Genomic DNA, 18,032 nt, shown 5'->3' on the forward strand with positions numbered 1-18,032 from the left:
CTGATCCTTTGAGTTTGCGGCAGATGCACACCTCGCCTCGCTCGCGCCATACGATTCCTCCTTGAGGATACGGCCAAGCCTTGGCAAGACATCCCTGGATTAGATGGAGATTCGAATGTCCGACGGTTGGCGAGAGTCAGCACCGGCGTGGATTACGAGTATGGGCGATCGCGGCGACTTCAGCCGTGAGTTTGTACTTGATGGACCAATGATTGAAAGGGTTCGGGAAAGGAACTTCCAAAGTGCGTTGGATGTCGGATGTGGAGAGGGACGCTTTTGTAGAATGTTGCGGGCCCACGGAATAAAAGTCGTGGGTATCGACCCCACAGAAGCCTTGGTGGAGGCGGCTTGGCAACGTGATCCGCAGGGCGATTATCGCATCGGCCGTGCCGAGGCACTCGCATTTCCGAACAATACATTCGATCTCGTTATTAGCTATCTGACGTTGATTGACATTCCCGACGTGGCTAAAGCGATAGCCGAGATGGGGCGCGTGCTTAGGCCGGGCGGAACGCTTTTGATAGCCAACCTCACCAGTTTCAGCACCGCGGGTAAGAATGGTGGGTGGTCGCGAGATTCCAACGGCGAGCTCCAATTCTGCATCGATCATTATTTGGAAGAACGCGCTGAATGGGTTGAGTTGCGTGACATCCGCATCCGGAATTGGCATCGGCCTATGAGCAGCTATATGCGGCTTCTGCTCGCCGAGGGCTTGATCCTACGCGCATTCGAAGAGCCAGCCCCCGTGGGGGGCGATCCGGAAATAGCCGATCGCTGTCGACGTGTTCCCTGGTTCGTTGTTATGGAATGGGAGAAACCCAAAGCCTAACGCCGCGCCGGCGCAAGTGATATGTCTCGCACCTTTCTCCAGCGGTCAGCGTGGCTCCCCGTTGCTAGCAGCTCTGTGGCCGCGTCGACCTTGGTAGGATTGACTTCGCAGGATGTCACCTCGATAGTCTGGCCTACTGTTTTGCGGAAGAGATCGGGTTTATCCCGGCGCCGAAGGAGCAACCGCCCCGGAAACTCTCAGGCACCAAGGACCGCAAGGCTTCTAAAACTCTGGAAAGCGATCGGGTACAATCCGGTCCACCGACGAGGAAAAGCACCCTAGGGTTACGGTGCTAAATCTTTCAGGTCTTATGACAGAGGGGGCTCGCATCAGCGCACTGCCGTGCGTGTCAACGAGCCTATGGAGCCTCTGCCTTGAGCGCCACAACCCCAACTACATCAAGCGCCCCCCTGAAGAGAACGCCGCTGTACGAGCTTCATTTGGAGCACGGTGCACGCATGGTGCCGTTCGCTGGCTACGAGATGCCTGTCCAGTTCGCGTTGGGTGTCCTCAAGGAACACCTTCACACGCGCGCGGCAGCAGGATTGTTCGATGTCTCGCACATGGGACAAATCGTTTTGCGACCGAAGTCCGGTGACGTTGCCGATGCGGCACGGGCACTGGAGAGGCTGGTGCCTGTCGATATCTTGGGGCTGGCGCCAGGTCGGCAGCGTTACGCGTTCTTCACCAACGCTAACGGCGGCATCATTGATGATATGATGGTCGCCAATCGTGGTGATCATCTGTTGTTGGTGGTGAATGCGGCCAGCAAGGAAGCCGATGAGGCGCTTTTAAGGGCGGAGCTCTCCGACGATTGCGACATCGAGCGCCTTGATCGCGCGCTGATGGCGCTGCAAGGGCCAAGGGCTGAAGCCATACTGACACGGCTTGCACCCGATTGCGCCGGGATGCGCTTCATGGACGTACGTGAGGTCCAGATCAACGGCGCGGCCTGCATTGTTACGCGCTCGGGTTACACCGGAGAAGATGGCTTCGAAATTTCGACACCGATCGAGGCAGCACGGCCGATTGCGGAAGCGTTGCTTGGGGAACCTGACGTAGAACCGATCGGATTAGGCGCGCGCGACTCGTTGCGGCTTGAGGCGGGCATGTGCCTTTGCGGCTCCGATATCGATACGGAGACTACGCCGGTTGAGGCCGATCTTGTCTGGGCGATCCAAAAATCCCGCCGAATTGGCGGTGTGCGCGCGGGAGGGTATCCCGGCGCCGATACGATCTTGGAGCAACTTGAAAAGGGTACAGAGCGCCGTCGTGTTGGACTACGTCCGGAAGGCCGCGCACCCGTGCGTACCGGTGCTCCGCTGTTCGAGAGTCTAGAGGCGTCTGAGTCAATTGGCCTTGTCACATCCGGCGGATTTGGCCCGAGCGTTGATGCCCCCATTGCCATGGGATATCTGCCAGGCTCGTTCGGCACGCCCGGCACAAAAGTGTTCGCGGAAGTCCGGGGGAAGCGGCTCCCGGTAAACGTAACCGAACTTCCATTCATAGTACCTCGTTACAAACGTAGCTGATCCGTTTCTGCGCCAGGAGGATGCCCTAATGAAATTCACAGAAGACCACGAGTGGCTGAAGCTCGAAGGTGATGTCGCGACCGTCGGAATTACGGAGCACGCTACAACCCAGCTGGGAGATTTGGTCTTTGTTCAGCTGCCGGAAATCGGAACAAAGCTTGCCAAGGGCGACGACGTTGCCGTCGTCGAATCCGTCAAGGCTGCGTCAGATGTCTACGCGCCTCTCGACGGTGAAATCGTCGAGGTCAACGAAGCCGTCGCAAACGATCCGTCGATCGTGAGCTCAGATCCGCAAAACGCAGGTTGGCTTTTCAAGTTGAAACTCGCCGACATGAACGCACTAGAAAGCCTCATGGACGAGGCAGCCTATAAGGCACTCGTCGGCTAACGGGATATTCCATGACCGCTTCCAAAAGTTACGAGCCCTACGATTTTGCCAATCGCCGGCACATCGGCCCCTCCCCCGAAGAGATGGAGGAGATGCTGAAAGTTGTCGGGGTGAAAAGCCTTGATCAGCTGATCGAAGAGACCGTTCCGAAAGGCATTCGTCAAGCCGAACCCCTCGATTTCGGTAAGCCTCTCTCTGAGCGAGGTGCGTTGGATCGTATGCGCGAGACGGCCGACAAAAATCAGGTGCTGACCTCGCTCATAGGCCAGGGATACCACGGCACGATCATGCCGCCCGCGATACAGCGCAACATCCTGGAAAATCCCGCTTGGTACACCGCCTACACGCCCTATCAGCCGGAGATAAGCCAGGGGCGCCTCGAGGCGCTGCTGAACTTTCAAACGATGGTCTCCGATCTCACGGGGCTAGACGTTGCCAACGCGTCTCTTCTTGACGAGGCCACCGCTGCAGCGGAGGCGATGGCACTCGCGCATCGCATCACGAAGTCGAAGGCGTCGAGCTTTTTCGTCGACGAGGAATGCTTGCCTCAGACCATCGCCGTGTTGAAGACAAGGGCCGAGCCATTGGGCTGGCAGATCATAGTTGGCAATCCGTTCAAGGATCTCGAGCCAACCGAAGTCTTCGGCGCATTGTTTCAGTACCCCGGTGTCTGCGGAGCTTTTCACGACTTCTCCGCCGTCATCGAACGATTGCATGAAGCTAAAGCCCTGGCAGCCGTAGCGGCTGATCCACTGGCGCTCACACTTCTAAAACCTCCGGGCGAGATGGGCGCGGACATTGTTGTCGGCTCCATGCAGCGCTTCGGCATGCCGATGGGATATGGCGGACCGCACGCGGCTTACATTGCAGTCAAGGACGCCTACAAACGTTCTTTACCCGGCCGTCTCGTTGGGGTTTCAGTCGATGCGCGCGGAAATCGCGCTTATCGCTTGTCTTTACAGACGCGCGAACAGCACATCCGCCGTGAAAGCGCGACGTCGAACATCTGCACGGCACAGGTTCTGCCAGCCGTGATTGCGTCGATGTACGCGGTGTTTCATGGTCCGAAGGGATTGAAGGGAATTGCCGAGCGTGTGCATCGTAAAGCAGCCCGATTGGCTGACGGCTTGGAGTCGTTGGGCTTCAAGATCGCGCCTGAAGCCTACTTCGACACGATAACCGTCGAGGTCGGACCCTATCAGGGTCTTATCATGAAGAACGCCGTTGATAACGGCGTGAACGTGAGAAAGGTCGGGCAGGATCGCATTGGCATCACCATCGATGAGCGGACGCGCCCGGAAACGCTCGAAGCGGTTTGGCGTGCATTCGGTGGCTACGATCTGGCCTACACTGATGCGTATCCCGAGTACCGCCTGCCGAAGGATCTCATTCGTCAGTCTGATTATCTCACGCACCCCGTCTTCCACATGAACCGGGCAGAAAGCGAAATGACGCGCTACATGCGTCGCCTCGCCGATCGTGACCTTGCGTTGGATCGGGCGATGATTCCATTGGGCTCATGCACCATGAAGCTCAATGCGACCGCAGAGATGCTGCCGATAACATGGCCCGAGTTTGCGGAGGTCCATCCCTTCGCGCCCTCGGATCAGGCACTTGGATATGCGGAATTGCTCGAGGACCTGTCCGATAAGCTGTGTCAGATTACGGGCTACGATGCCTTCTCGCTTCAACCCAATTCGGGTGCTCAAGGCGAGTATGCCGGTCTACTGACGATCCGTGCCTATCATAAGAGCCGCGGCGAGGGGCATAGGAACATCTGCCTTATCCCGGCATCAGCGCACGGCACCAATCCGGCATCGGCTTCGATGTGTGGCTTTAAAGTTGTCGTCGTTGCAACGGATGCCAAAGGAAACATCGATCTTGCCGACTTCCGCGCCAAGGCAGAGGCGAACTCAAAAAACCTCGCTGTCGCGATGATCACCTATCCGTCGACGCACGGGGTGTTCGAGGAAACGGTTAAGGATATCTGCGCCATCACGCACGAGCACGGCGGACAAGTCTATTTGGATGGCGCCAACCTGAATGCGCTTGTCGGACTTGCACGGCCGGGGGATATTGGATCGGACGTTAGTCACCTCAATCTGCACAAAACGTTCTGTATTCCCCACGGAGGAGGGGGGCCAGGCATGGGGCCGATTGGCGTCAAAGCGCACCTGGCACCATTTTTGCCGGGCCATCCCGAAACCGGTGGCAACGCCATGACCGTATCGGCGGCGCCCTACGGATCCACGTCAATCCTGCCGATTTCGTGGAGCTATTGTCTGATGATGGGCGGCGCGGGCCTCACGCAGGCGACACGCGTGGCGATTCTCAGCGCGAACTATATCGCGAAACGTCTCGAAGGTGCTTTCCGTATTCTTTATACGGGCGGGCAGGGACGCGTTGCCCACGAGTGCATTATTGATACGCGCCCGCTTGCCGAAAGCGCTGGAGTGACAGTCGACGACATCGCCAAGCGGCTCATCGATTGCGGCTTCCATCCCCCGACCATGAGTTGGCCCGTCGCCGGAACACTTATGGTCGAGCCGACCGAGTCAGAAACGAAAGCAGAGCTCGACAGGTTCTGCGATGCGATGCTCGCCATTCGTGAAGAGGTGCGTGCGATCGAAGATGGCAAGGCAGACAAGCAGAACAACGCTTTGAAAAATGCGCCACACACCGTCGAGGACCTTATCGGTACGTGGGATAGGCCGTATTCGCGTGAAGCAGCCTGCTTCCCAACAGGGGCGTTCCGCGTCGACAAATACTGGCCATCGGTGAACCGGGTCGACAACGTCTACGGAGATCGTCATCTCATGTGCGCGTGTCCGCCAATCGAAACCTATGTAAAGGCTGAGGTCGGCGAGTAAAATCGAGAGCTAAAGCACCGTCAGCGTTGTGGGACGTTGGCGGTGCTCTTTCTGCGCGGTCATGCGTTCACACGATCTGATCGAGAATTTTCTTCATCTCATCGAAAGAGAAGGCGCGAAGCGTTTCTGAGCGAACATTGCCGCGCGATGTCACGCTGAGCGAAAGAGCGGTCACCGACTCGTCGTCGGGGGCTTCGCAAATGGCGACGACGTCATGAGACCCTAAGGTCCAGTACATATCTAAAACGGACGCGCCGACCTTTGAGGCCATCTTCTTGAAGGCTTCAGCGCGTTGCACCGTTTCTTTAACGTCCTTGATGCCTTTGTCTGTAAAGTTCGCAAGCACAACATATTTGGCCATCGGAAACTCCATCACTTGGTCCCCGGCCCGTCTTGCCTCTTTTGCTTCCGCGCGCTTAGGCGGAACATCTCTGCACAATATCATATGGCTTGGCGCGCAGCGTATATTTTCGAGCTGATTTCAAATGAGCCCTCTACTCATCAGTTCCGTGCCAAGGACCACGAGGCCAAGAAGGAACCATCGGCGAAACGCCGCTGCGCTGATCCTCTGGCGGATCAATTGCCCGGTCCACATGCCAACGAGCGCTGGAGCAATGGTGAGCGTTGACATACCCAGATCCGACACTTGCAAAGCACCTTGCAAACCTAACCCGATTGCGAGCGCGATGGTTGATACGGTGAAGGAGAGGCCCAGCGCTTGCACCAGGTCATCCCGTTTCAGGTCGAGACCCTGAAGGTAAGGCACGGCAGGAATGACGAAGACACCCGTACCGCCTGTGACGACACCCGTCGTCAGGCCAATAAGCGGAGAAAGCCATTTTTCTGAAGCATCTGGCACACGGAGCTGGCGAGCGATCAAGCTATAGAGCGCGTAAATCACCAGCGCCGCACCGAGTGCGGCGCTGGTGACCGCCATATCGCCGCTGGCAATAAAGAACGCCCCTGACACGGTCCCGACCACGATCCCAGCCATCATAAACTTGAGTCGATTGAGGAGGGCCCAGAAGCTAGGTCCCATCAAAAGTTGCCAAACGTTGGTGACAGCCGACGGCACGATCAGGAGCGAAGCTGCCGCGACGGGCGGCATGAAAGCGCCGAGGATTCCCATCGCGACGGTTGGAAGCCCCATGCCGGTGACACCCTTGACGAGACCGGCAAGGAAGAACGTAAGGGCGATGGGGCTGAAGAGCGAGGTCGAGAATTCTGCCATGCCTCATCTGGACGGTCCCGATGACGTCAGGCAATGCGGATGATCCAGAGACAGACTTAGGCTGTGCCGAAGGCTATAGGTCTTGTAATATGCGCCGTATGCGCTTCGACATAACAGACCTCCGCTTGTTTCTTACGGTTATCGAAGCCGGCAGCATCACCCACGGTGCTGCCGGGGCGAACTTGTCGTTGCCCTCCGCGAGCGAGCGTCTACGCGGCATGGAAGAGGCAAGCGGTGTAATGCTCCTTGAACGGGGACGACGAGGCGTGACGCCGACGGAAGCCGGAGAGGCGCTTGCTCACCATGCCCGTTTGATCCTGCGCCAAGTCGATCATATGCAAGGCGAGCTTGGAGAATTTTCCAAGGGTGCAAAAGCGACGATCCGGCTCCTGGCCAATACCGCGGCGATTGCTGAATTCTTGCCGGAGAGGCTTGGGCCTTGGCTAGCAGCGCATCCTCGGATTGATGTGGATCTGAGGGAGCGACAGAGTTCGGACATCGTTCAGGCTGTGACCGGGGGGCTGGCGGAGCTAGGCATCGTTTCCGATGCTGTCGATCCCGGCGTTTTACAACTTGAGCCTTTTGCGATTGATCGTCTGGTGATTGTCGCACCGCGAGGTCATCCATTGACTGCGTTCAAGCGCGTCGCATTTTCCAGTGTGCTCAAATACAAGTTTGTAGGCCTGTCAGCCGATAGCGCTCTGCAAGCTCATATCGAGCTTCAAGTCGCGCGCATGGCACAGAAACTGAAGTTTCGTGTCCGTGTCCGAACGTTCGAAGGCATGTGCCGAATGGTGTCGAACGATGTCGGATTGGCGATCATGCCGGAAGCAGCCGCCCGGCGATGCCGCCGAGCAATGGGCATCGTGGCGATCCGTCTGGAGGACGCCTGGGCGACTCGACAGTTGTCGTTATGTTTTCGCTCGGAAACGGAGCTGACACCGGTGGCGCGAGCTCTTATGAGACATCTTGGAACTGGGAACCGGGCGTGAGCAGGAGCGGAGCAAAGCTACAAATGCGCGCCCGTCGCACCGTTTGAGCCGTTTACGTCATTGGCCATGGCAAGTCTCTGTGCCGTACTCTCAATGCAGGTGGGATAAACACCAGCGAGTACGAGGTCAAAATGGCGCTTGAGAGCATCATTGCAGCCGCATGATAAGGATGCCAAACGTTCAGCGTCCCGAATGCAAACGCTGCCGCGTCGCGTTTCAAGAAGTCCACTAGCCCTGAGCGACTGCATGACGCGGCTCACGTAGCTCCGCCCAACTCCGAGCATGCCTGCGAGCTGCTCCTGGGTAAGAGGAACCTGGTGGTCTCCAGTGCGGTCAATAGCAGCGAGCAGCCACTTCACCGTTCGTTGCTCAATAGAATGAGCGGCATTGCACGCGACTGATTGGAAGACCTGGGCCAAGAGACAATCAGCATATCTCGCAAACAAGTAGCGAAGCGTCAGTGACCTTGCCTTTGCGTATTCCAGATCACCGATGGATATACGCAGGAACGGTCCTGGAAATTGTACGATTGCGCGAGCATAAGCGGGCAGCCGGCCCTGACTTACTATTCCGCCAACGGCGCCCTCTCGCCCGATCAAGGCTGTTTCGACAGCGCGGCCATCATCCATGACGATGACAAAAGAGGCCAACGCCGGACCACAAGGGAAATAGGCATACTGCACGGGGTCGCCAGGCTCGGCTAGTATCGCGCCGGTTTCTCCATGCATTTCCTGAAGAAAAGGCTCTAAAAGCATAAGGTCATCACGCTTCAAAGAGCGCAAAAGATTATTTCGAATGGCGTAGGGTTCAGAAGCCCCCGTCGTTACAGAATGATCCACACGGATACCCCGCTTAGCAATTAACAACGCGGGCTAAACGCCGATCCCCCCCAAAGTGTTCACAAGTGGACAGACAAACTACTGAAGCTCTGTTTACAGTGCCGCGATTACGCGCCGCTAGACGAGGAATTTAGGGGTCGATAACGAGCCAGTGTCGCAACGCGCAAGCTTGTGCACGGACCGCTGAAATAAAGCGGGCAACACGATCACAAGGGATCGACGGGCATTCGCGCTATCTCGTTCGCGAGAGCCCCTCGGCCGTGCCCCACAAACGGAGCGAACGCGGCGATGTTCGATGGGCGCTCCAATTCAAGCGAAAGACTTCTTTCGCCAGATAAGGTTATTGAATGACAGCACCCTTGCGTACTGATGCAGCGCCAATCCCAACTGGTGTTCCAGGTCTCGATGAAATTTTAGTGGGCGGTTATGCCACGAACAGGGCACATCTCATTGAGGGACGGCCGGGTTCCGGCAAAACGACGTTAGGCCTTCAGTTTCTATTGGAGGGACGGGAGCTCGGTGAGACCTGCCTCTACATCACACTTTCAGAAAGCCGTCGGGAACTCCTATCTGTAGCGTCTCGTCATGGCTGGTCGCTCGATGGCATCGAGATATTCGAACTCGTTCCTCCGGAGTTGAGCTTCGATCCGAAACAGCAGCAAAGTCTCGTCTATTCCTCCGACCTTGAGCTAGGTGAAACAGTCCGCATGGCGATGGCGGAAATCGAACGAGTAAAACCCACGCGCGTTGTTTTCGATTCACTTTCCGAAATACGACTACTGTCTCAAGGCTCATTGCGGTATCGGCGGCAGGTGCTCGCCCTGAAGAGCTACTTCCTGCTGAACGATGCCACTGTCCTTATGCTTGACGACCTCACGTCGGATCATGATGACCTCAACCTGCATTCTATAAGTCACGCAGTAATACGTCTTGATCAGGTCGTACCGGCTTACGGTTCTGAGCGGCGCAGGGTTACCGTTACGAAGATGCGCGGAACGGCCTTCCGCGGTGGCTACCACGACCTGATCATTGAACGTGGCGGTCTACGGATATTCCCGCGTCTCAAGGCTGCTCATCATCATCGAAACTTCGAACTTGATGTGATCCCAAGCGGCGTTGCTGGTTTGGACAAAATACTTGGGGGCGGCCTGACTCGCGGTACGAGCACGCTGATTGTGGGCCCCTCCGGTGCGGGAAAATCCACCTTAGCCCTAAGCCACCTGTGGGAATCATTGCAGCGTGGCGAGCCCGCTTTGATCATCAGTTTCGATGAGACCACAGGAATTCTACTGCAAAGGGCTAAGGGCGTTGGATACGACCTTAGCCCCCACATTGACACTGGCCGATTGAAGATTGAGCAGATTGATCCAGCCGATGTCTCGCCGGGAGAGTTTTCCGGCCGCGTAAGAGCGGCGGTTGAGGAACGCGGTACACGCCTCGTCGTGATTGACAGCTTGACGGGCTACTTGAACGCGATGCCGGAGCAGCCGTTCGTTGTTCTGCAGATGCACGAGCTGCTGACATACCTGAATCAGCAGGGTGTCGTTACAATCCTAATTCTCTCGCAGCACGGCATGGTCGGACAAATGGTGTCACCGGTGGACCTCACGTACTTGAGCGACTCTGTAGTGATGCTGCGGTTCTTTGAAGCGAATGGTCGCATTCGGCGGGCCTTGTCGGTGTTGAAAAGGCGGACCGGATCTCACGAAGATACGATCAGGGAATTTAGGATCGATCATCGGGGCTTGCGCGTTGGTCTGCCTCTGGAAAAATTCCGGGGTGTGCTGACGGGCGTGCCGACGTTCGATGGCGAATCCGCCACGCTCCTTGATGATCGTGAGGTGGAATACAATGGAGAGCTATGACGCGCCTGTGCTGCTACTTGCCCCGACCGGGCGAGACGGTTCAGTCGCGTCGGCTATCCTACGTGAAGTTGCCATTGAATCCGAAGTGTGCTCCGAACTTAGTGATCTTGTCGCAAAGCTGGACGGGGCCTCTTGCGCGGTCGTCACGGAGGAGGCGCTTTTAAACGCTGATCGCGCAGCACTTGCGGATTGGATAGTGCGTCAGTCGGCATGGTCGGACCTCCCTTTCGTTCTACTTACCTTTCGTGGGGATACACCGGTCGAGCATCTCATTGAGTTGCTGGGAAACGTGACGGTGCTGGAGCGTCCGTTCCACCCGACTGTTTTAGTCAACGCCGTCAAATCGGCGGTGCGAGCACGTCACCGGCAACGCGAAGTCGAAGCGCATTTGCAAGAACGCGAACAGACACACGAACGCCAGGAACTGCTAATTCGCGAATTGCATCATCGGGTCAAGAATACTCTCGCCACGGTGCAGGGATTGCTCGGAGCAACGGCCCGCACTGCGCGATCCATTGATGATTTTCATCATTCCTTCGTTGAGCGGATCGTCTCGCTTGGCCGCACGCACAATCTGCTGACCGAAGACTATTGGCAGACGGCGTCGCTAATCGAACTTCTGAGGAACGAATTAGGCCACTATGATAATGCTGCAAAGCAACGGATCGTACTTGACGGTCCCCAGGTGGAACTATCAGCTGACCTCGCCGTGCCGATCGGTATGGCTGTGCATGAGCTAACGACAAATGCTGCAAAGTACGGCGCTTTATCTGCGCCTGATGGAAGCATAGAGGTTCTGTGGAGGGTCGCAAACGTCAACCCGGGGCGCAAACTCTCGATTAGTTGGACCGAACGCGGGGGGCCACCGGTCAAGCAACCACGTCGCAAAGGCTTCGGGTCAACGCTGCTACATCGGGTTCTTGCTGCACAGTGCGGTGCGGAGATTGAGATCGCCTACGAGCGAGAAGGACTTCATTGCCGGATGAATATTCCTCTGACCGAGAAATCCAGATCCGCGGAACCAACACTGCACCCCGCGGCATGAAGTGCTTCCGCTTCGGCAATCGCCTCTAACTTTCCCAGATTTCGTACTTGGAATTCCTTAAACTTGCGCATAGTATGTTCCCATGTTTGGGAGCTTAGCTATGGCATGACGATAGTGGGTGCATCAGTTTTGACGGACTACGCGGATAAGAATCCGCGAGCGAGGCCGGCATTGCGCGCGCTCAATGTTCTGCTGCAGCAAGCAGTGTGGACGAACCCTGATGGTCTTGCCCGTGAATGCGGTGCTCTCGTCGGCGCCGATGAAGGCACTCAGACAGTTCTGGAGTTGCGTGATGCAGGCTGTCGCGTCGTGCTCAACATCAACTATCAGCTCGGCGTGGTTCGCATCACGTCTGTTTCGGCGATGAAGGAGACTCGAAAGAGATGACGAAGTCCGCGATTCAAACCATCAGGCCGATTAAATCTGAAGCAGACCATCGCGCCGCTCTCGCTGAAATTGACCGGCTCTTTGACGCTCCGGCCGGCTCGGAGGACGGAGACCGTCTTGAAGTGCTCTGTGTTCTTGTCGCCGATTACGAGCGTAAATCGTATCCCGTAGAGCCGCCCGATCCGATTGAGTTTTTGACATTCGCGATGCAGGCTCAGGGGCGCACGCAGGCGGACTTGGCGCAAGTCCTGGGCTCCCGCTCTCGGGCCTCCGAAATCCTGAACCGGCGTCGACACCTTTCTGCGGAGATGATCGCGAAACTCTCCAAGGCGTGGAACATGCCGACCAAACCGCTTTCAGCACCCTATGCGATCGCGGGAGGCATGAAGCGAACGGTTGTCCGCGGTGTGGCGGCCCTTGGGCTTGTCCTCATGCTCGGTGCCTTCACCGTTGGCGGTGTTTTCTGGAGTTTCGGTCGACAGCTGCCAAGCACAGCTGATATTGCCAATTACACGCCGCCGAATATCGTGCGTTACGATGATAGCGGTCGGTTGGCTGAGTACCGTCGCTTCATCCCGCTGACATCGATCCCGAAACACGTCGTAAAGGCGTTCCTCGCCGCTGAAGATCAGGACTATTATGGCCACTCCGGCTTCAGTGTGTCCGCGATTGTTCGCGCCACCTTCCAGAACGTCGGAGATTTGGGAAGTGGCCGCAAGCCCTCCGGTGCCGCCACGATCACACAGCAGCTCGCCAAAAATATTCTGCTTACGGGGCAGCCCCCATCGATCTCGCGCAAAGTGAAGGAAATCATCCTTGCTAGCCGTATCGAGGATGCGTTGGATAAAGACCGGATACTGGAACTCTACCTCAACCAGATCTACTTCGGCGGTCATGCTTATGGGATCGCTGCGGCTGCCGAGCAGTATTTTGGCAAGGACCCCGCTGGTCTTAGTGTCGCGGAAGCGGCCTATCTCGCCGCCCTTCCAAAGGCACCGAACAACTACCGGCTCGATGTCCCAACCAATCATGAGCGCGCGAAGGAACGCCGCGATTGGGTCCTCGATCGTATGGCCGAAGACGGACTGATAACGGTATCGGCGGCGCACTTTGCACGAGCGGAACCGTTGATCGGAAACTAACGCGAGAGCACAGACGCGGAATTGCAATGGGAAGCGCTAGCCGCTTCCCATGTGAACAATCCAAAGGCTATTTCAAAGTAAGCGGTAAGCCGGCTGCCATAAGGATAACGTTGTCAGCAATCTCTGCGACGCGTTGATTGAGCAGCCCCTGCGCATCTCGAAACTCTCGAGCGAGCTTATTGTCCGGCACGATACCGAGCCCGACTTCGTTGGAAACGATGACCAGCGTTCCACGAGCTTCTTTAATCGCAGCCAACAGGGCGTCGCTCTCCCATTCCACCGAGCGACCTGCCAGCATGACGTTGCTGAGCCAGAGCGTAAGGCAATCAACAAGCAGTGCGCCATCATCCGCGCAGTTGTCGCGAACAGCTTGCGCTAAGTCGAGCGGCTCTTCCACGGTCGCCCAACGATCATCCCGACGCTCTTTATGAGCCTCGAGACGCTCCCGCATCTCGTCGTCGAAGGCTTGGGCCGTTGCAACATAGATCCACGGTGGGGGAAGAGCCATCACGAGGCTTTCCGCTTTTTTGCTTTTGCCGGATCGCGCGCCGCCAAGCACAAGCGTGACGTGGTTGTTAGGTTCTGAAGGCATCTTTTCGAATTCGTCGGTGAAGTTCAGTGCGCCCAATATCAGGACCGGAGTGTGCGCGGCAACCGCTTAAGCACGAGCGGTGCGGTGCGCGAAAGAAGTTTCCCGATCGCGCTGCCATGTTTCAACGCCGTCCCGCGTCGCCTGGTACACCGCTGCGCCAACCGCTTCACCGAGGGCAGTGTGCAGGCCCGCGAATTGTGCGACCGTACCGTTTATTGGTGCTGCGACGACAATGCAGTCGGTCCCCGTTCCCGTTAAGGTGACGCCATCGCGCTGAACATCGGCCTCAAGTATCGCAGTCGTGCGCGCCTGCGTCACAACGGACATCGTTTCGAGGAAAGCCCCCTCTGGAAGCGGCCGCGACACATGCAGAAGCGTATTGATCGTGCCAGCCAACGGCACAGGGGTGGAAATACGCCGGCCGACGCGTTCGCCGTTTGAAAGTCCCGCTGTTGTGAGACAGGTGGCGGTATCGTCCTCGATGATCGATTGTGAGACGTGATGACGGCGAATATCGCGAGAGGTCACTAGCGTGACTGCGTCTGACAGATTGGCCTCTGCCATGCGTCGGGAAATGTACGAGGCGGCGTCGGTATCTTGCGGCAGATCCGTGTTACACACCTCGATCCAGGCAACGCACTGCGCCACCCGTGCGCCCGGGTGCGTGAGAGACCAGCTCAGCATGCGTTGAGGTTCGAAGAACTTCGCCACCAGAAACGGGCGAAGGCAACTCACCGAAAAAGGAAGTGTCACAGGAATGGGCCTCAGGGCAGTGAAATTAATGTGTTGCTTTCGAGCACGCGGCTGCGCTTGACAAGCGGTCAAGGACATTCAACCTGCACCGCCAATTTCCAAGATCAAAGGGTAAAGAGTGAAAAGCGACGATTGGACAACCCTCTCCTGTCCCCTCCCTTCTCAAGAACATGCCGCAGCAGCCGAGAACCGCCAGAATTCATTGACGAAACCTCCCGGCTCGCTTGGCATTCTTGAGCGGCTTGCAGTGCGGCTTGCCGCGCTTCAGGAGACTGAGCGCCCGAAGGTCGACGACGCGCGCATCATTCTGTTTGCGGGCGATCATGGCATAACTCTGCACGGCGTCTCAGCCTATCCTTCGGCCGTAACGGTTCAGATGCTTCACAACTTCGCAACAGGCGGCGCGGCGATATCCGTTCTTGCGCGTGAACTCAGAGCGCCTCTTGAGGTCGTCGATGTCGGAACGCTGGCAACAACGGAGATCCCCGGTGTTGTGAGAGACAAGCAATGCGCTGGAACGCGGGACTTCTCGACCGAGCCCGCAATGACGATCGAGGAAGCCCAGTTCGCAATGGCAGCGGGGCGGAGAGCCGTGCAGCGTGCAGCCGTTGGCGCCGATCTACTCATCCTGGGCGAGATGGGCATAGGCAATACGACGTCGGCAGCCGCTGTCGCTTCTGCGCTTCTTTCAAAGTCCCCGGATGATCTCGTGGGGCGTGGCACCGGCCTCGACAATAAGGGCGTCGAGCACAAGGCACGCATGATCAACGCCGCGTTGAAGCTGCATGGACTGGGAGGGACGGAAAAATCTCCGCTCGAAACTCTGGCGTGTGTCGGTGGTTTGGAAATTGCGGCTCTGACGGGTGCGATTATCAGCTCCGCTCAATCGCGTGTCCCGGTTCTGATCGATGGCTTTATCGTTTCCGTCGCAGCGCTTCTGGCTGTGCGGATCAATCCATCGTGCAAGGAGTGGCTCGTTTATTCGCATCGCTCCTATGAACAGGGTCATCAGCAGGTTCTCGAAGCGTTAGATGCCGAACCGCTACTCGATCTGAAGCTGCGGCTCGGGGAGGGCTCTGGCGCTGCTTTGGCGCTCCCTATCGTGAAACTTGTCTGTGCCCTGCACGCCGGCATGGCAACGTTTGACGAAGCGAACGTGTCGGGGCGTGGCTGATGCGCCAGATCGATCTGCTCCGTCACGGCGAAACAGAAAGAAAAGGGGTGCTGCTGGGCCGCACCGACGCAGTCTTGTCGGAACTGGGTTGGCAGCAGTTCGAGAAGCAGACCAGAAATCGTGAGTACTGTATAATCCTGACATCGCCACTGAAACGTGCCCGCGAACCGGCCGAACAGCTTGCGAACGCGCGCAACGTGCAGACACGCCGCGATAAAGACTGGGCGGAACTCGATTTTGGCGCATGGGATGGGAAGCCGGTCGCGGAGCTCCGGAAGGATGCTGAGATCGCACAGGCGTTAGATGCCTTTTATCGTGATCCAAACGCCTCGGGGCCGCCTGGTGGAGAAAACTGGACGACGCTGAGCGATCGCATCGCTCTTGCACTTGGCAGACTTCTGGAGGCACCAGACGAGGGCAACGCGCTCATCGTCACCCATGCCGGGCCAATGCGCGCGGCTCTCTCCCTCGCTTGCGATATTCCCCTAGATCGTGTTTGGGCACATAAGATTGACTACGGGACCCGCATCACCTTGCGCTTCGGCCGTGTAGACGGGAAATTTTGGGGCGAGATTATCGAGATCGTGCAGCCATGAATTTGCAGACATTCGGCTACGCCCTTCAATTTCTGACGAGACTTCCAGCGCCGCAAACCGCGGAATTCAATCCGGCGGATCTATCCCGTTCGGCAGGGTGGTTTGCCGTGGTTGGGGCAATTATCGGGGCCATTGTCGCCGCAGGCTTTTGGGCGGGATATTTCATTTCACCCTGGCTTGGGGCGCTCGTAGCGCTCGTGCTGTGGGTATGGGTGACAGGCGGTCTGCATATTGACGGGCTCGGCGATGTGGCCGATGCGCTGGGCGCGGCGCATCGTTCTCCTGAGCGTTTTCTGGAAGTGCTGCGCGATCCCCATGTCGGATCCTTTGGCGTCATAGCAATCGTTTTGCTGCTCATCGCTAAGTTGGTGCTTTTGGCTCAACTTTCCGAAGGATGGCACACGCTGGCGGCGCTCGTCCTTGTTCCTGCGTGGGCGCGATGGGGCACACAAGTGTGGAGCCTCTACGTGCCGCCTCTGGCAAGCGGATCAGGAGAGCGCTTCTCTTGGCAGATCAACCGACCCGTTGTCGTTGTCCAAGGGGGCATCTTGGCGCTTTTGAGCGTCTGGCTGGCTCCCGCATTGTTGGCGGCCCTGCTCATCATCCCGTTGATCGCCGTCTATTGGCGCGTCCGTCTAAGGGGCATCACGGGCGATTGTCTCGGTGCGAGCGTCGAAGTGACGGAGACGCTCTTGCTGTTGGCAGTTGTCGTGGCTGCCGTCATCCTCGCAGGCTAGATGTTGGTGCCAATCGCGCGAAGCGCCTGCTCCAGCCGCCGCCAAGATTCTTCCGGTCCCGGCAAGCCAAAGCGCAGCCACGTTGGCGCGTAGGAGAACTGGCGCACAAGGATGCCGTGCTGCGCCAATGTGTCGGCCACTTGCGCCGCACGCGAATGCGTGGCGAGGCGAAAGAGAGGCGTTCCGCCGATAACCGAGCAGCCACCGCAGGTTTCCAGAAGTGCATCGAGCCTGCGCTGAGCGTTCTGCAGCCGCGTCACGGCTTTCTCGCGCCACGCGATATCGGCAAGGGCTGCTGCGCCGATCGACAAAGCCGGACCGGATACCGCCCACGGTCCAAAATAATCGCGCAGCTGTGAAGCAAGGTCTTCGTGCGTAATCGCAAATCCGAGGCGCAATCCGGCAAGCCCATACATCTTGCCGAAGGAGCGAAGTACGATCGTTGCGGGCGGAAGATCAGGAATAAGACTTACGTCTGGCGCCATGACATCGGCGAACGCCTCGTCGACCACAAGCAGCCCATCTCGGGACTGCAGCTCGGCGGCCACCCCCCGCAATCGTTCTGTAGGTATGACTTGGCCGGTAGGATTGTTGGGATTGACGACGATGGCCACGCGGGCACTCGCGATGGTCGTCAGGTCGGGAACTTCAACAACGTAATGGCCCTCGTGCCGCCAAGCCTTGGCGTGCTCACTGTAAGTCGGACTGAGAATAGCGATCTGCGAGCGAGCAATAAGCCGTGGCAGAATCTGTATGAGGGCTTGCGTGCCTGAGGCCGGGACGACCATGTCCTGGTTCTGCGCGCCATAGCTCCGGGCAGCAGCTTCGCGCAACGCCAACTCATGAGAGCGCTGCGGCAATCGCGACCATATCTCCGGGGCCAACGGTGGAACCGAATAAGGAAAAGGATTAATGCCCGTCGACAGGTCAATCCACGGCTCTGGCGCGGAAGGAAAACGTTGACGCGCCGCGTCGAGGTTCCCGCCGTGCAATAGATGTTCCGGCTGCGTCGCCATCGTGGTAGCACCTGTCGGCTGTGCCAAGCTATTGAACTGCAAAC

The 18,032-nt window shown here is 57.7% G+C and carries 18 protein-coding genes and 1 riboswitch; of the genes, 12 read left to right on the forward strand and 6 right to left on the reverse strand.

Going from position 1 to position 18,032, the window contains the following annotated elements; genetic code table 11:
• Positions 1–115: 115 nt before the first annotated feature.
• The 4 genes from YBN1229_RS06515 to gcvP all read left to right on the forward strand — a co-directional run bounded on the left by YBN1229_RS06515 (position 116) and on the right by gcvP (position 5,619).
• Positions 116–829 carry a class I SAM-dependent methyltransferase gene (locus YBN1229_RS06515; protein WP_342027532.1) on the forward strand — a complete coding sequence of 238 codons (714 nt, stop codon included), beginning with the start codon at positions 116–118 and terminating at the stop codon, positions 827–829.
• Positions 830–963: 134 nt separating this feature from the next.
• Positions 964–1,053, forward strand: a riboswitch (glycine riboswitch).
• 150 nt (positions 1,054–1,203) lie between these two features.
• Complete coding sequence (gcvT, locus tag YBN1229_RS06520) at positions 1,204–2,361, forward strand: glycine cleavage system aminomethyltransferase GcvT (protein WP_046477476.1); 1,158 nt, start codon at positions 1,204–1,206, stop codon at positions 2,359–2,361.
• Positions 2,362–2,389: 28 nt separating this feature from the next.
• Positions 2,390–2,749, forward strand: a complete 360-nt coding sequence (gene gcvH, locus YBN1229_RS06525; protein WP_046477477.1) for a glycine cleavage system protein GcvH — start codon at positions 2,390–2,392, stop codon at positions 2,747–2,749.
• An 11-nt stretch (positions 2,750–2,760) separates the two neighbouring features.
• Positions 2,761–5,619 (forward strand): aminomethyl-transferring glycine dehydrogenase, encoded by a 2,859-nt coding sequence (gene gcvP, locus YBN1229_RS06530; protein ID WP_046477479.1) that lies wholly within the window; start codon positions 2,761–2,763, stop codon positions 5,617–5,619.
• A gap of 67 nt (positions 5,620–5,686) precedes the next feature.
• On the opposite strand, the gene YBN1229_RS06535 is transcribed toward gcvP, so the two are convergent.
• Positions 5,687–5,980 (reverse strand): GYD domain-containing protein, encoded by a 294-nt coding sequence (locus tag YBN1229_RS06535; RefSeq protein WP_046480072.1) that lies wholly within the window; start codon positions 5,978–5,980, stop codon positions 5,687–5,689.
• A 120-nt stretch (positions 5,981–6,100) separates the two neighbouring features.
• Entirely contained in the window at positions 6,101–6,850 is a 750-nt protein-coding gene (locus YBN1229_RS06540; RefSeq protein ID WP_046477481.1) for a sulfite exporter TauE/SafE family protein, read from the reverse strand.
• Between the two features lie 98 nt (positions 6,851–6,948).
• Between YBN1229_RS06540 and YBN1229_RS06545 the strand changes: the two genes are divergently transcribed.
• A complete protein-coding gene (locus YBN1229_RS06545) occupies positions 6,949–7,842 on the forward strand; it encodes a LysR family transcriptional regulator (protein ID WP_046480073.1) in 894 nt (297 codons plus the stop codon).
• A gap of 17 nt (positions 7,843–7,859) precedes the next feature.
• On the opposite strand, the gene YBN1229_RS06550 is transcribed toward YBN1229_RS06545, so the two are convergent.
• Positions 7,860–8,681, reverse strand: a complete 822-nt coding sequence (locus YBN1229_RS06550; protein WP_046477482.1) for a Crp/Fnr family transcriptional regulator — start codon at positions 8,679–8,681, stop codon at positions 7,860–7,862.
• 347 nt (positions 8,682–9,028) lie between these two features.
• On the opposite strand from YBN1229_RS06550, the gene YBN1229_RS06555 reads away from it, so the two are divergent.
• The 4 genes from YBN1229_RS06555 to YBN1229_RS06570 all read left to right on the forward strand — a co-directional run bounded on the left by YBN1229_RS06555 (position 9,029) and on the right by YBN1229_RS06570 (position 13,120).
• Complete coding sequence (locus YBN1229_RS06555) at positions 9,029–10,546, forward strand: ATPase domain-containing protein (protein WP_046477483.1); 1,518 nt, start codon at positions 9,029–9,031, stop codon at positions 10,544–10,546.
• Positions 10,533–11,591: a sensor histidine kinase gene (locus YBN1229_RS06560; protein WP_046477485.1), complete on the forward strand. Its 1,059-nt coding sequence runs from the start codon at positions 10,533–10,535 to the stop codon at positions 11,589–11,591. Before YBN1229_RS06555 ends, YBN1229_RS06560 begins: the two co-directional genes overlap by 14 nt.
• Before the next feature lie 105 nt (positions 11,592–11,696).
• Positions 11,697–11,978, forward strand: coding sequence for a hypothetical protein (locus YBN1229_RS06565; protein WP_046477486.1), 282 nt, complete (start codon positions 11,697–11,699; stop codon positions 11,976–11,978).
• On the forward strand, positions 11,975–13,120 hold the full coding sequence (locus YBN1229_RS06570; protein WP_046477488.1) for a transglycosylase domain-containing protein: 1,146 nt from the start codon (positions 11,975–11,977) through the stop codon (positions 13,118–13,120). The genes YBN1229_RS06565 and YBN1229_RS06570 overlap by 4 nt, the downstream gene beginning before the upstream one ends.
• A 67-nt stretch (positions 13,121–13,187) precedes the next feature.
• Here YBN1229_RS06570 and cobU read toward each other — a convergent pair whose 3' ends face one another.
• Together cobU and YBN1229_RS06580 are read right to left on the reverse strand one after the other, a co-directional pair.
• Positions 13,188–13,712, reverse strand: coding sequence for a bifunctional adenosylcobinamide kinase/adenosylcobinamide-phosphate guanylyltransferase (gene cobU, locus YBN1229_RS06575; RefSeq protein WP_046480074.1), 525 nt, complete (start codon positions 13,710–13,712; stop codon positions 13,188–13,190).
• Positions 13,713–13,778: 66 nt separating this feature from the next.
• Positions 13,779–14,465: an adenosylcobinamide amidohydrolase gene (locus YBN1229_RS06580; RefSeq protein ID WP_046480075.1), complete on the reverse strand. Its 687-nt coding sequence runs from the start codon at positions 14,463–14,465 to the stop codon at positions 13,779–13,781.
• Between the two features lie 118 nt (positions 14,466–14,583).
• Between YBN1229_RS06580 and cobT the strand changes: the two genes are divergently transcribed.
• The 3 genes from cobT to cobS are packed head-to-tail and all read left to right on the forward strand — an operon-like array spanning position 14,584 to position 16,972.
• Positions 14,584–15,639 carry a nicotinate-nucleotide--dimethylbenzimidazole phosphoribosyltransferase gene (cobT, locus tag YBN1229_RS06585; RefSeq protein ID WP_046477490.1) on the forward strand — a complete coding sequence of 352 codons (1,056 nt, stop codon included), beginning with the start codon at positions 14,584–14,586 and terminating at the stop codon, positions 15,637–15,639.
• Positions 15,639–16,235 carry a histidine phosphatase family protein gene (locus YBN1229_RS06590; protein WP_046477492.1) on the forward strand — a complete coding sequence of 199 codons (597 nt, stop codon included), beginning with the start codon at positions 15,639–15,641 and terminating at the stop codon, positions 16,233–16,235. Before cobT ends, YBN1229_RS06590 begins: the two co-directional genes overlap by 1 nt.
• Positions 16,232–16,972, forward strand: coding sequence for an adenosylcobinamide-GDP ribazoletransferase (gene cobS / locus YBN1229_RS06595; protein WP_046477495.1), 741 nt, complete (start codon positions 16,232–16,234; stop codon positions 16,970–16,972). The genes YBN1229_RS06590 and cobS overlap by 4 nt, the downstream gene beginning before the upstream one ends.
• On the opposite strand, the gene cobD is transcribed toward cobS, so the two are convergent.
• Positions 16,969–18,030 (reverse strand): threonine-phosphate decarboxylase CobD, encoded by a 1,062-nt coding sequence (gene cobD, locus YBN1229_RS06600; protein ID WP_348270698.1) that lies wholly within the window; start codon positions 18,028–18,030, stop codon positions 16,969–16,971. The two genes, cobS and cobD, sit on opposite strands and share 4 nt — an antisense overlap.
• Between the last annotated feature and the right edge of the window lie 2 nt (positions 18,031–18,032).

This window comes from Candidatus Filomicrobium marinum, from assembly GCF_000981545.1.
GTDB lineage: Bacteria > Pseudomonadota > Alphaproteobacteria > Rhizobiales > Hyphomicrobiaceae > Filomicrobium > Filomicrobium insigne.

Coding starts and splice junctions, on each gene's coding strand:
- YBN1229_RS06515 (WP_342027532.1), top strand. CDS start 116: ATGTCCGACGGTTGGCGAGAGTCAGCACCGGCGTGGATTACGAGTATG.
- gcvH (WP_046477477.1), top strand. CDS start 2,390: ATGAAATTCACAGAAGACCACGAGTGGCTGAAGCTCGAAGGTGATGTC.
- gcvP (WP_046477479.1), top strand. CDS start 2,761: ATGACCGCTTCCAAAAGTTACGAGCCCTACGATTTTGCCAATCGCCGG.
- YBN1229_RS06535 (WP_046480072.1), bottom strand. CDS start 5,980: ATGGCCAAATATGTTGTGCTTGCGAACTTTACAGACAAAGGCATCAAG.
- YBN1229_RS06540 (WP_046477481.1), bottom strand. CDS start 6,850: ATGGCAGAATTCTCGACCTCGCTCTTCAGCCCCATCGCCCTTACGTTC.
- YBN1229_RS06545 (WP_046480073.1), top strand. CDS start 6,949: ATGCGCTTCGACATAACAGACCTCCGCTTGTTTCTTACGGTTATCGAA.
- YBN1229_RS06555 (WP_046477483.1), top strand. CDS start 9,029: ATGACAGCACCCTTGCGTACTGATGCAGCGCCAATCCCAACTGGTGTT.
- YBN1229_RS06560 (WP_046477485.1), top strand. CDS start 10,533: ATGGAGAGCTATGACGCGCCTGTGCTGCTACTTGCCCCGACCGGGCGA.
- YBN1229_RS06565 (WP_046477486.1), top strand. CDS start 11,697: ATGACGATAGTGGGTGCATCAGTTTTGACGGACTACGCGGATAAGAAT.
- YBN1229_RS06570 (WP_046477488.1), top strand. CDS start 11,975: ATGACGAAGTCCGCGATTCAAACCATCAGGCCGATTAAATCTGAAGCA.
- cobU (WP_046480074.1), bottom strand. CDS start 13,712: ATGCCTTCAGAACCTAACAACCACGTCACGCTTGTGCTTGGCGGCGCG.
- YBN1229_RS06590 (WP_046477492.1), top strand. CDS start 15,639: ATGCGCCAGATCGATCTGCTCCGTCACGGCGAAACAGAAAGAAAAGGG.
- cobS (WP_046477495.1), top strand. CDS start 16,232: ATGAATTTGCAGACATTCGGCTACGCCCTTCAATTTCTGACGAGACTT.